Below are 13294 nucleotides of genomic sequence, written 5' to 3' on the forward strand. Positions count from 1 at the left end.
TTGATTAAAAGCGCAATCAGCTTTCCTGCCCTGAGCTTTAAAGACGGGGTAAAAAACGATCAATCTCCCCCCAACATGTTGACTTTACCGCTAGGGGAAGGTTTAAACTCCACGATATGTTGTTTCGCAATGTAAGCCAGATGCGTATTTCTACGTTCAGAAAATACTGGATATCCCTCATCAGCCTGCTCGCCATGCTGATTTCGGTTATTGCATCTGCTTCACCAATGAACGAGATGATGATCGAACATCATCAACCTACCCTCCCTTGCGAAATGAAAGACCAAACCTCAAACCCTCACGGGAACCATGGCATCATGGCGCCAACTTCTGCGCCTGATTGTGGCTCGCAGGCCAACATGGACCACAATTGCTGTCCAGCAACCTGCTTCTCCTCGGTTGCCCTGTTTTCTGACACGCAAACGCCCCCTCTTCATGTGGCTAAACTGGCCCTGATCAGTGCAGATCCATCTCCTGCTGTGGTTTATCAGCCCCAATCCCTCTTCCGTCCGCCAATACGCTAAATCCATCTCCTGACCTTATTGCGCCCCAAAAAAGGCGCTGAGTGTATTTTCGCGTCATTTTTCGGCGCAACAAACGGATTTAGTGATGACATTCAAACCAAGCTTACTGGCTTTGTCAGTCAGTGTGTTGGTCTCCGTGTCAGTGCCTGCTCTTGCACACACTGAAGCAGCACAGACCCAGGTTGCCATGCACCAAAGTACGCTGACACAGCTTATAGAACAGGCGCTTGCCTATGATGCCAGCCGCAAACAGTTTTACGCGCAGTCCCAAGCCATGCGTGAAACCGGTATTGCCAGTGCAACCTTAATGGATCCAAAACTCAAAGTGGGCTTTGGTGGCCTGCCTGTTGACAGTTTCCAGTTCGATCAGGATCCCATGACCAATATTTCCGTTGGCCTGATGCAGCAATTTGAACGTGGGGACACCCTCTCACTTCAACAGAAAAAGGCTAACCAACAGGCTGATGGCATGTCATTACAGGTTGCCGCCCGCGAGCGTGAAGTGGCCAACAGTATTACCCAGCTTTGGCTGGAACTCGGCTACCAGCAACAGGCTGAAATTATCCTGAAAGAGAACCAGCGCCTGATGCGCGAACTCGCTAATTTTATCCAGACCAACTACTCGATTGGTAAGAACGAAGCTCAGGATTTATTGAATGCCCAACTGCAGGTGAGCAAACTGGACGAGAAACTCCAGGCCAATGCGCAAATGCAGCGACGCATTACTTCCCAGTTATCGGAGTGGCTGGGTGCAGAATGGTTGGCACAGAACAGTCACCTGATGGCGTCAAACCAGCTTTCGTGGAATACCCTGGATACCCGTCTACGCCATTCAGGTACCACTGAACATTACGCCCTGCTGGTCAATCATCCGATGGTAAAAATGACCGAAGCGGCGATTTCCGTAAGTGAAACTCAGGTCGAAATCACCGAGCAGGCATACACACCGCAATTTGGTGTTGAAGTGATGTATGCCTACCGTCAGGCCAATGGCATGAACGGTCAGCCAGCCTCTGATCTGGTCAGCGCCTACCTTACGATGGATTTACCTCTGTTCACTGACACCCGTCAGGACAAAAACCACAGTGCCGCCCAATATCAGGTCGGCGCTGCCAAATCCCAGCGAGACCTTCTCCTTGCGCAGATGAACGCCAAGGTAAATGCCTTACTGGTGGACAGGGAAAACCTGATACAGCGCCTTGAGCGCTACCAAAACACCCTGATTGAACAGGCCAAGGCACGCACCCAGGCCGTTGAACGGGGATACCAGAACAACACCGCACAGTTCAGCGACGTCATTACCGCAGCCAGTGATGAACTGACGCTATCCCTTGAGAAGCAGCGCCTAATCACTGACCTGAATCTGGTTAACAGCAACCTGGCGGCACTGCTTGGTGGTTTCGACTATCAAGCAACGACACCTGAAATCCCACAACCAACGACCAGAAAACACTGATCGGTAAGCGAGGAAAGAATAATGAAAACAATGCAAGTCGCCACGCTGGCGTTACTGGTTGGTGGTGTCATCGGGTACAGCGCTAACCCATTTATCTCAGGACACGATATGTCCGCCATGGCCGAGACATCAGTATCTGCCAGCGCTGATGAGCCCCTTTACTGGGTAGCACCGATGGATCCCAATTACCGACGTGACAAGCCTGGTAAATCACCGATGGGTATGGATCTCATCCCGGTTTATGCCGAAGATTTGGCGGGCGGAAACGACAAGCCTGGCACTGTGACTATTGACCCGGCGGTTGAGAACAACCTCGGAGTAAAAACTGCGCCTGTTGTACTTTCAAAGCTGTCTCCCCGCATCGAAACGGTCGGCTATATCTCCTTTGATGAAAGTCATCTGTGGCAAACCAATGTCCGTGTCGCGGGCTGGGTTGAGAAGCTCAATATCAATGCCGTAGGTGAAAAAGTCAGTGAGAATGATGTCCTGTTCACTCTGTACTCGCCTGAGCTGGTAAAAGCACAGGAAGAGCTGTTGAACGCGTACCGTACTGGCCGCAAAGGCTTAGTGAAAGGGGCGACAGAGCGCTTGCTCTCCCTCGGGGTTGACCACGAACAAATCCAGCAAATTACCCAACGCGGCAAAGCGTCGCAGACCATTGAGGTCAAAGCGCCTGCAGACGGTGTTATCGCCAGCCTGAACATCCGTGAAGGCGGTTATTTATCACCAGCGCAAGCCGTGATCAGTGCTGGTCCACTGGATGAGGTCTGGGTTGATGCAGAAGTGTTTGAGCGACAGGCTCACTGGGTTAAGGCCGGCAGTAAGGCAGTGATGACACTGGACTCTATTCCCGGACAGACCTGGGAGGGCGAAGTTGACTATGTCTACCCAATCCTTGACCCGAAAACACGTACCCTTCGTGTACGCCTGAAGTTCCCAAATGCAGAGGGCGACCTTAAGCCAAACATGTTCGCCAATATCTCCTTGCAGCCTGTTACTGAAAATGCGGTGTTGACCATCCCGAAATCATCAGTGATCCGTTCAGGGGGCATGACCCGTGTGGTACTGGCTGAAGGTAACGGAAAATACCGTTCTGCCCGCATTGAAGTGGGGCGTGAAGCAGATGATCAAATCGAAGTCCTGCTGGGGCTTACCGAACAGGATCGTGTGGTGACCTCCGCACACTTTATGCTTGATTCTGAATCCAGCCAGTCGGCAGATTTAGCACGCATTTCTTCGTCTCAAGAGACGGGCGTGGAGCCTCCACCGGAAACCCAATGGGCCAAAGGTGAAATCACCGATGTGATGGCAGATTTCGGCATGATCACCCTTGCCCACCAGCCTGTCGAAGCATGGCGCTGGGACGCGGGGGAAATGAACTTCTCGGTTGATGGCAACGTGGATCTCGAGGGTTTTGCCGAGGGTCAGACAGTCCGCTTCCAGGTAGAGAAAAACGGCGCTGAATACACCTTGAAAGCGCTGGAACTGGACGGAGGTACCCAATGATTGGCGCGATTATCCGCTGGTCGCTAGCCAACCGCTTTCTGGTGTTGGTGGCAACCCTGTTCCTCACGCTGGGTGGTCTCTACAGTGTCAAAAATACACCGGTAGATGCCATTCCGGATTTATCTGATGTCCAGGTGATCATCAAAACCAGTTACCCGGGGCAGGCACCGCAGGTTGTGGAAGATCAGGTTACCTACCCGCTTACAACAGCAATGTTGGCGGTGCCGGGCGCAGAAACCGTGCGCGGTTTTTCGTTTTTTGGCGACTCTTACGTTTACATCATCTTTAACGATGATACCGACATGTACTGGGCGCGTTCGCGTGTGCTGGAATACCTAAGCCAGGTCGCCCCCAAACTGCCGCCAAACGCCAAGCCAACCCTCGGCCCAGATGCAACCGGTGTGGGCTGGGTTTACAGCTATGTACTTCAGGATAAAACCGGTCAGCATGACTTGTCTGAGCTTCGCAGCCTTCAGGACTGGTTCCTGAAATACGAGCTACAAACGGTAGAAGGTGTGTCAGAAGTTGCCACGGTCGGCGGCATGGTGAAGCAATATCAGGTGCAGATTGACCCTGCCAAGTTGCGTGCCTATGACCTGACACTGCAACAAGTCAACATGGCTATCCAAAACGGCAACCAGGAAGCTGGCGCATCGGTGATTGAAATTGCCGAAGCCGAGCACATGGTGCGCACGACAGGGTATCTCTCCAGTGTGGAAGATATCCAGTCACTGCCGATCACGGTTACGGCGAAAGGCACACCTTTGCTGCTGGGTGACATCGCAGACATCAACATTGGCCCACAAATGCGCCGCGGTATCTCCGAGTTCAACGGCGAAGGTGAAGCGGTAGGTGGTGTCATCGTTATGCGCTTTGGCGAAAACGCCAGCGAAGTGATTGCTAACGTTAAAACCAAGCTGGAAGAGCTGGAACGCAGCCTGCCGGAAGGTGTCGAAATCGTACCAACCTATGACCGCTCAACCCTCATTAATGCAGCGGTGGAGAACCTTTGGAAGAAACTCGCGGAAGAGTTCATCGTGGTGGCGGTGGTCTGTGCCCTGTTCCTGTTCCATATTCGCTCGTCGCTGGTGATTGCGATCAGTTTGCCGGTCGGTATTCTTTCCGCATTTATCGTGATGCATTGGCAAGGCATTAACGCCAACATCATGTCACTGGGCGGCATCGCAATTGCTATCGGGGCTATGGTTGACGGTGCGATCGTGATGATCGAAAACGTGCACAAGCACATAGAGCGCACACCACTGACAGACAAAAACCGCTGGCAGGTCATCGGGAAAGCGGCGGAAGAAGTGGGCGCTCCCCTGTTCTTCTCGCTACTGATCATCACCCTGAGTTTTGTGCCCGTCTTCGCGCTGGAAGGTCAGGAAGGCAAGATGTTCTCGCCACTGGCATTCACCAAAACCTATGCGATGGCCGCCGCCGCTGGCCTTGCCATTACATTGGTGCCGGTGCTGATGGGTTATTTTATTCGTGGCAAGGTACTGCCTGAGCACAAAAACCCGGTAAACAAAGGGCTGGTCGCACTCTACCGGCCGCTGCTGAACCTCAGTCTGACGTTTCCAAAAACCATGATTGTGGTCGCTTTTGCCCTGATGGCATCGGCGTACTACCCAACAAGTAAGCTGGGAAGTGAGTTCATTCCTCCGTTGGATGAAGGTGATCTGATGTACATGCCAACCACCTATCCCGGCATATCCATCGGTAAAGCGCGAGAGCTCTTACAACAGACTAACAAGCTGATTAAAACCGTACCGGAAGTAGCGTCCGTATGGGGCAAGATTGGCCGTGCGGAAACCGCGACTGACCCTGCCCCGCTGACCATGATTGAAACTGTTATTCAACTGAAACCCCGTGAAGAATGGCGTGAAGGTGTCACCACGGACTCATTGCGAAAAGCGTTCGACAATCTGGTGCAGTTCCCGGGTCTGACCAATGCGTGGGTGATGCCGATTAAAACCCGTATCGACATGCTGGCAACGGGGATCAAAACACCGATTGGTATCAAGATTGCTGGCCCAGATCTTAACGTGATCGAAACCATTGGTGCAGAGCTTGAACCCATTCTCCATGGTGTTGAAGGCACGGCGTCTGTTTACGCAGAACGTGTAGCGGGCGGCCGGTATGTCACTATCGACATCAAGCGCCGTGCAGCTGCCCGCTATGGCCTCAGCATTAAAGACGTCCAGCAGGTTATCACCACCGCCATTGGTGGCATGAACGTCGGGGAAACCATTGAGGGTCTGGAGCGCTACCCCATCAACGTGCGATACCCACAGGACTACCGTGACTCAGTGGTGAAGCTGCAAAACCTGCCACTGGTGACCCCCAATGGTGCGCGTATTGCGCTGGCAGATGTCGCAGACATTCGCTATGAAGATGGCCCGCCGATGATCAAAACCGAGAACGCACGTCCGAATGGCTGGGTATTTGTCGATATCGACGGGCGCGATCTCGGCTCCTACGTGGTGGAAGCACAGCAGGCTGTTGCCGAGCAACTGTCACTACCTGCGGGCTATTCATTGGCATGGTCGGGACAGTACGAATATATGGAGCGGGCAAAAGAGCGTTTGAGTGTGGTGGTTCCAATCACTATCGCCATCATCATGCTGCTTCTCTATATGAGCTTCCGCCGTGTTGGCGAGGTACTGATCATCATGGCAACCCTGCCACTTTCCCTGGTCGGTGGCCTGTGGTTGATGCATTACCTGGGCTTTAACTTCTCGGTCGCTGTGGGCGTTGGTTTCATTGCCCTTGCCGGTGTTGCCGTGGAAATCGGCGTCATCATGCTGGTGTATCTCAACCAAGCGTGGCACTACAGGAAACTACATGCCAGGGAAGAAAAACAGCCCCTGACCATGACTGACCTGACCGACGCCATCCGCGAAGGCGCAGGCCTGCGTGTCCGTCCGGTTATGATGACCGTACTGACCGTCATTATCGGCCTTATCCCTATCATGTTCGGGGAAGGCACGGGCTCTGAAGTGATGCAACGTATTGCCGCACCAATGATTGGCGGCATGGCATCCGCACTGCTTCTGACCCTGCTGGTATTGCCTGCCATCTTTAAGCTTTGGAAAAACAAAGAAATTACTCAACACACATAACGAAAACACTGGGCTGAAAGGCCCAGTGATACCTACTTTAAAAAGGAAAACACGATGAAAAAGACATTACTGGCACTCTCTCTGGCACTGGTGACTACAGGCACATTGGCTGATGCGATGGATCATTCGAAAATGGATCATGGCAAGATGGATCACAGCGCTATGGGCCACGGTGACATGGATCATTCCAAGATGGATCATTCAAGCATGATGAATATGGAAGGCATGTCTGCAGTGGGTATGCCGGCAAAAGGTGCCAAGCCTGACAAGGTAGTTCACGTTATCCTGACCGATGACATGCGTATCAACTTCAAAAAAGAAGTAAAAATCGAGCCAAATGACGTGGTGCAGTTTGTGGTGATGAACGTGGGCAAGATTGACCATGAGTTTTCCATCGGGTCAATGGAAGAGCAGCTGAAACACCGCGAAATGATGAAAACCATGACAGGTCACCATGAGCACGATTCAGGTAGCACGGTCACGGTCAAGCCAGGCAAAGCTAAACAACTGCTGTGGCACTTTCACGGCGACAAAAATGTCGAGTTTGCCTGTAATATCCCGGGCCACGCCGAAGCCGGTATGGTGAAGAGCATCAAATTATAATACTGAAAAGGCCGCTGAATACTCAGCGGCCTGGTTTATCTGTGGAGGTTTTCTCCAGATACGAAAAAGCCCGCTGGGTTCAGCGGGCTTTCCTAATGTGGCGGAGAGATAGGGATTTGAACCCTGTCACTACCTAATTTTCTTCTTCTCAAAGCCTTAGATTTCAGTCAGCTACGACCACTCCAAGATTTGTCGCAAGTACATTTAGCTGTCACAGTTATAAAGGCAGTTTACCACTGAATCCCTGTCAATTTTTGACTTAAGAATAAGCCTGCCTTCCCGCTAACCACTAAATACAAAATCATTATTATCAGCAACTAATCGCAAATATCTAAAATCAGTCTCTAACAGCAATTTTCTCAGCAATGTCTCTGGCCAGCTTTTGGGTACCGAGTGACAGTGCAGAAACCAGTGCCGCATAACCATCTTGTTCGAGAGGCACTTCGATAGAAAAAACCTCACTCATTACAAAAGCGCCATTTTCTCTGACGAGTTCCCACTCACCTGACACCTCCGCATTACCAGTGAATGCGCCATTAAATTTGTCCAGACTCACTCTCAAGGTTACGTCGTCACTTTCAGCATTGAATGCTTCGGAACTGACCGGCCAATATTTGCTTTGGCTTTGACGCAACGATTGGATGAGATACTGAGTTATCTGACCCCTAATGCTCTCTGCCCACTGATTGTTTCGCGCTTGAATTACCTCTGTTTCAGACGTGCGGTATACAATTCCCGCACTTTCCAGATAGCTAGCCAGCTCCACTTTTTTGACCATCATAAGAGGTAAGGATTCATCTCTGTCAACGACAACTGGGTCGAGTTCTGGCAGCACATAAAATCGCGTTGCGTTTTCAACACTGCTGCTACAACCAAGAAGAAGCATTGAGATGACAAACAGGGATAACTTTCTCATTACTTGGTTCCTCGTTCTGGGACAGGATCCTCAACATCGTCGCTACCAAACACTAAAGCATTTGGCTTTTCATTGAGCTGACGCACAACGGGTCTCACCTCAGTTAAGACTTTGTTCAGCTCCTGAAGAGTCGACGCCATATCTTGATACAACGTTGACTTCGCATCAAAACCAGCCAGTGTCTCTTCCAGTTGCTGTAACACCTGTTTCATTTCGCTAGGTAACGTCTGGGTATCATTTTGACTAAGCAAGGCGTCAACATTGCTTGCAACATTCTCTGCCGCGCGCAATGTGCGCTCTGACGCTTTCAACGCCGAATTCAGGGAAGCTATCGTGTCTTCCAGCGGAAGTCCATTCACCTTCTTCATCAAATCGATAATTTGCTTTTGCACTTCAGCAAATCCTCCATGTACCGTTGGGAAAACGGCATACCCATCGAAGGGTTTCAAGGTCAGCGCTTCAGTGTTTTCGTGATAATCAACGTCAATATACAATGCACCGGTGACAAGGTTGCCAGTTTTTAGCGTACCTCTCAAACCTCGCTGAAACTCCCCTTCCAACTTGTCGCGAAGCTTTGGAAGATCACTATCTTGAATGCCTTGATAGATTCTCCCAAGCTCTATCCGAACAAGGACGGGAACTTTGTTTGAGTCAAGTTGTTGTTCTGGGGATCGCGTCCGTAATGGCACTTTGACGACAGAGCCAATTGGCAAACCACGATATTCAACAGGAGCATGTGGCTTCAAGCCGCGCACGGACTCATCAAACAACATCACAAACTCCAGGTACTCATTGTACATGCCCTCCCGCACTTGCTGGAGATCATCAAACAAGCGAAACTGGGTCATCTGCTGAGAAATCGGAATACCATATTCATCGTCATCAATGGCACCAAACGTGACTCCCCCTTTCAGCATGCTTTCGAGTGACCCCAGTTGTACCTCAAAACCTTCTGCACTCATTTGCAAACTAATGCCTGAATCCATCCAGAAATTGGTGTTTGAGGTAATCAGGCCATCGTAAGGGGCAAAGACAAACAGTTGGTAGCTTGCTTTTCGTTTTTCCACATCAAAGCTAACTTGCTCTACGCGACCGACTGTAAAACCTTCATAGAGGACAGGGTCACCCACACTAAGTTTCCCCGCCTCGTTGTGTGTCAAAACGACGCGAAGTCCCTCGGCATCGGGTGGTGCAACAGGTGGAACATCTAATACCTTGAATGTCTCCTCGTACACATCAGAAAAGCCGGGCTGAAGTTGCAGGTAAGAGCCAGATAGCAATGTATCAAGGCCCGACACGCCCTCTCGGCCAATTCTGGGTTTCACAACCCAAAACCGTGTGTCTTCTCTGAGCATTCTTTCGGCGTCTGTGCTCATTTGCGCTTTGGCAATAATATGGTCGTAATCGTCACTTAACTTGATGTCTGTGATCACCCCAACCTTGACGTTCAACGCCTTGATTTCCGTCTTGCCCGCTTCTATCCCATCGGCCGTACTTAACGTCAATGTAATCACTGGGCCTGTGGTGCTAATGTGCTGAAACAACATCCATGCCCCCATTAGAAGCGCGAGCAAAGGAATGATCCACATTGGGGATAGCTGTTTCTTGTGAGTAATCAGCGCCGTCGCTTGGTTATTATACATAAAAATAATGTCTCAAAGGGATAGATTAATTCGGTTGTTCAACTTGGCTGTTGTTGTTCCAAATATTGCGTGGGTCAAATATCATCGCCGAGAGCATGGTAGATATCACGACAAGTGCAAACCATAGCGCCGCAGGGCCTGGATAAATTGCCATTATGCTCTTGAGTTGTACCAACGCCACCAATATGGCCACAACAAATATGTCGATCATTGACCATCGTCCAATAAATTCGGTTATTCGGTAAAGTTTTAAACGTGCCAAATTACCTTCTGCTCCTTGCGGCTTTCTTACACTATGAAAAAGCCAGCCAAGAGATAATATTTTTGCTAATGGAATCAATATGCTGGCAAAGAATATTACTAAAGCGATGGGATATGAACCAAGCTTCCAAAGTAGTATGACGCCTTCTAAAATCGTTGAACCCTCAGCTTTTCCTAGACTGACGGTATACATCATTGGATAGATATTTGCTGGAATATAAAAAATTACGGATGCAATTAATAAAGCCCACGATTTTTGTAAGTTGGTGTCTGGGTCAAAACGATGTAGCTTGCTATGACACCTACCACAGCGTTCAGCGCCTGCAGGGTTGATCTCTCGGCAAAGATGGCACACAAGGTGGTTGGACTGCTGATCACCTGCAGTGACACCCTGTGGTAATGTCGATGGAACAAAGTGCTCCCAAAGCCACACTCGCTCGACCGTCGATACACATTTCACCACCAACACGGTAAATAGACAAAAACTCCAGAACGAATAGCCCATACTGATCTCAGCCAACGAAGCGATTTTGATCAGGCTTACTAACACACCAATCAGAAATATTTCGACCATTAGCCAAGGCTGTACTGAAAATAAAATCTTACAGAGTCTGTTAGCAAAGGAAATTTCAACTGAGGTTAATGGTCTTGTCGTTGAATAGCCCGCTTTAAGATACAGATAAGAAACGATTAGAAGGTATAGTGCTGGCAAAACAACCACAGTGGTAAATAGCAACAATCCTAATAATGAATTTTGGTATTCACCAAGCATCTGTGCTGCTTGCAACAAATTAATCTCTTGGGACAGGCCTTGTACGCTAAACGACATAAATGGGAAATAAAGACTCAAACCGAGCGAAACTAACCCAGCTATTGCTAAAGCGATTGCGGCTTGATAAGGAGAAACTGTCGACTTGGTCAATGTATGTTCGCAACGCGGGCACTTTGCCGTATAACCCTGCTCTAGAGGAGGAACATCTACCAACAGCCCACACTCTTCACATGGTAGAATATTTTCACTCGGTGAAATTGTTTTCATTCACAGCTCAGCTTCAAAAATGCGCGCGAGCCATTCTAGAGTGTTCAGTGTTGAGAGTCACGTCAACTCACGCTTTGCTCATGCGACTGAGTTCACATAAAAACATCACATGCCTACAAAATAGCCACAGAAATAACAATGACTCAACAGGCCTGTATTTTATATAGAATACCATTATCATTCTTTGATTTATCATACACAGGCTTGCTAATTTAAATAGAAAAGAAGCATTTCAATGCTTCGGAAGCGACTTTTCCTTGACATTTTTTACTGAAATGTATTTAAGAACCACGTAATGTGGCTTACATAAAGTGTCGAAAATAAATGAAACATCCATTTGATCACGGACGTCCTTAAATAATCATGAAAATTAGGCTCAACGTAAAACATTTCCAAATTCTTCTTTTTGGTCTCCTTTTAGCAACACTATGTATTATACCAGTGTGGGCAGAAAGCTCGCCTCAAGCCACGGCCGGAGAAATCTCTGCATCGCTTGACACCCCAGAAATTTCCCCAATTGAGCAAGACATTGACCAAACACGTCAGTACATTCAGGCCCTCTCCCAGAACTTGGTCATTGCTACTGGTGACGATAGAGATGCTCTGCAGCTTCAGCTTTTTTTAAAAAATGAAGAGTTAAGGGCGTTGCTCGCTCAAGCAGTGGCATCAAAGACAATTGACGACCAAAAGTTACTCAAGCTCATCACAACGCAACAACAATATACAGAAGATGCGTACCTCTATATAGAATCCCGTGTCAGCGCGTTGAACAAAGAAATCAATGAGAACTCCAGCGAGTCACGCTTGTCTCTGATCAATCTTTACGGCGATCTTCAAAGCTATTTAAGTGCGGCATTGAACTCCGCTTGGGAAAATATTGGCTGGCTCCAAACCATGGATCAGCCCGTTTCAAATGCCGAAAGAATACTGACAGATCGAGTCAATCAACGTCTTCAGTTACTGTCTGCGTCGATTGAATATTTAAAGCAGCAATTAAATGTCCTCAATACCCAGATAGCGACAAGTCCAGAGTCAGAAAAGTCAGCATTACAGCTTTCACAAATTGTGACTGAACAGCGCCTTAAAATTATCACCGAAAGCTTAAGGAGCACCTATAAGCTTGCTGACAAAATGGGTCTACCAACATCCGAATACAAGCGACAGCTGTTCGGCGTCACGGGGAGCATTACACAAGATATTCTGGACGGGGAAGTCGCATTATCGATTGTAAAACACTGGTCAGATTCGCTCTGGAATTGGATTCTAGAAAACGCCCCCCAGAGCCTGTTCAAAATATTGATATTTATCATTATTTTGTTATCTGCAAAAGGGTTGTCTAAAATCACCCAAATCACGGTAAAACGGGCAGTTGCTAACAAAAGCATAAAAATATCGCAGTTAATGAAAGACTTCTTTGTGTCTATGTCTGGCAAAGTTGTTTGGATTATCGGTATTTTGGTTGGCCTCTCTCAGCTTGGTGTAGACCTGGCACCGGTGCTGACTGGTTTTGGTATTGCTGGGGTAATTATTGGTTTCGCCTTGCAAGACACACTCTCTAATTTTGCCGCAGGTATGATGCTATTAATCTATCGACCGTTTGACGTGGGAGATTTTGTCAGTGCGGGTGGCGTAGAGGGAAAAGTAAGCCACATGAGTTTGGTCAATACCACTATTCGTACGTTTGACAACCAAATTATCATCGTTCCAAATAGCAAAATATGGGGAGACGTTATTAAAAATGTCACCCACGAAAGAATACGCCGAGTCGATATGGTATTCGGAATTGGCTATAAAGATGATCTGCTAAAGGCAGAATCCGTGCTGACAGAAATTGTAAAAGCTCACCCTGCTGTACTACGTTCACCGGAGCCAATGATCAAAGTCCACGTTCTTAATACCTCATCCGTTGATTTTATTGTCAGGCCCTGGGTTAAAACGGATGACTACTGGGACGTTTACTGGGACGTGACTAAAGAAGTCAAACTCCGCTTTGACCTTGAAGGTATTTCCATCCCCTTCCCTCAGCAAGATGTGCATTTATACACAGAGAGCGCAGAGAATGGTTGAGACCATTTACGTTAAATCCCCATAAACACCAAGCCCGCTCAAGCAGTAAAACAAGGAGTGTTGGCTCACTGCCCAGTGAGCAACAACACTCTTTGGCCACTCAGGGCATTCTATTATGATGACTGACGTATGTTGTCATTGACAGGCATCGTAT

Annotated in this window: 9 protein-coding genes; 6 read left to right on the plus strand and 3 right to left on the minus strand. The window is 48.7% G+C overall.

Features of this window, described 5'->3' with window-relative positions:
* The first annotated feature begins 116 nt into the window (after nucleotides 1-116).
* The 5 genes from VHA_RS06910 to copI all read left to right on the plus strand — a co-directional run bounded on the left by VHA_RS06910 (nucleotide 117) and on the right by copI (nucleotide 7214).
* Entirely contained in the window at nucleotides 117-524 is a 408-nt protein-coding gene (locus VHA_RS06910; protein ID WP_040528412.1) for a hypothetical protein, read from the plus strand.
* A gap of 85 nt (nucleotides 525-609) precedes the next feature.
* On the plus strand, nucleotides 610-1980 hold the full coding sequence (locus VHA_RS06915) for a TolC family protein (RefSeq protein WP_005503077.1): 1371 nt from the start codon (nucleotides 610-612) through the stop codon (nucleotides 1978-1980).
* A 21-nt stretch (nucleotides 1981-2001) separates the two neighbouring features.
* Nucleotides 2002-3486, plus strand: a complete 1485-nt coding sequence (locus VHA_RS06920; RefSeq protein ID WP_005503078.1) for an efflux RND transporter periplasmic adaptor subunit — start codon at nucleotides 2002-2004, stop codon at nucleotides 3484-3486.
* Nucleotides 3483-6611: an efflux RND transporter permease subunit gene (locus tag VHA_RS06925; RefSeq protein ID WP_005503079.1), complete on the plus strand. Its 3129-nt coding sequence runs from the start codon at nucleotides 3483-3485 to the stop codon at nucleotides 6609-6611. The genes VHA_RS06920 and VHA_RS06925 overlap by 4 nt, the downstream gene beginning before the upstream one ends.
* Before the next feature lie 54 nt (nucleotides 6612-6665).
* The gene (gene copI / locus VHA_RS06930; RefSeq protein ID WP_005503080.1) at nucleotides 6666-7214 is read left to right on the plus strand and encodes a copper-resistant cuproprotein CopI; all 549 of its coding nucleotides are present in this window, start codon (nucleotides 6666-6668) and stop codon (nucleotides 7212-7214) included.
* A gap of 337 nt (nucleotides 7215-7551) precedes the next feature.
* Here copI and VHA_RS06935 read toward each other — a convergent pair whose 3' ends face one another.
* From VHA_RS06935 to VHA_RS06945, 3 genes are read right to left on the minus strand one after another with little or no spacing between them, the layout of a single operon-like run.
* Nucleotides 7552-8130, minus strand: coding sequence for a PqiC family protein (locus tag VHA_RS06935; RefSeq protein ID WP_040528415.1), 579 nt, complete (start codon nucleotides 8128-8130; stop codon nucleotides 7552-7554).
* Nucleotides 8130-9773 carry an intermembrane transport protein PqiB gene (gene pqiB, locus VHA_RS06940; RefSeq protein WP_040528417.1) on the minus strand — a complete coding sequence of 548 codons (1644 nt, stop codon included), beginning with the start codon at nucleotides 9771-9773 and terminating at the stop codon, nucleotides 8130-8132. The genes VHA_RS06935 and pqiB overlap by 1 nt, the downstream gene beginning before the upstream one ends.
* A gap of 25 nt (nucleotides 9774-9798) precedes the next feature.
* Nucleotides 9799-11073, minus strand: coding sequence for a paraquat-inducible protein A (locus VHA_RS06945; protein ID WP_005503095.1), 1275 nt, complete (start codon nucleotides 11071-11073; stop codon nucleotides 9799-9801).
* Between the two features lie 363 nt (nucleotides 11074-11436).
* On the opposite strand from VHA_RS06945, the gene VHA_RS06950 reads away from it, so the two are divergent.
* Nucleotides 11437-13140 carry a mechanosensitive ion channel family protein gene (locus tag VHA_RS06950; protein ID WP_005503096.1) on the plus strand — a complete coding sequence of 568 codons (1704 nt, stop codon included), beginning with the start codon at nucleotides 11437-11439 and terminating at the stop codon, nucleotides 13138-13140.
* The last annotated feature ends 154 nt before the right edge of the window (nucleotides 13141-13294 follow it).

Origin of the sequence: Grimontia hollisae CIP 101886, assembly GCF_000176515.1 — a bacterium.
In the GTDB taxonomy this organism is placed as follows: Bacteria; Pseudomonadota; Gammaproteobacteria; order Enterobacterales; family Vibrionaceae; genus Enterovibrio; species Enterovibrio hollisae.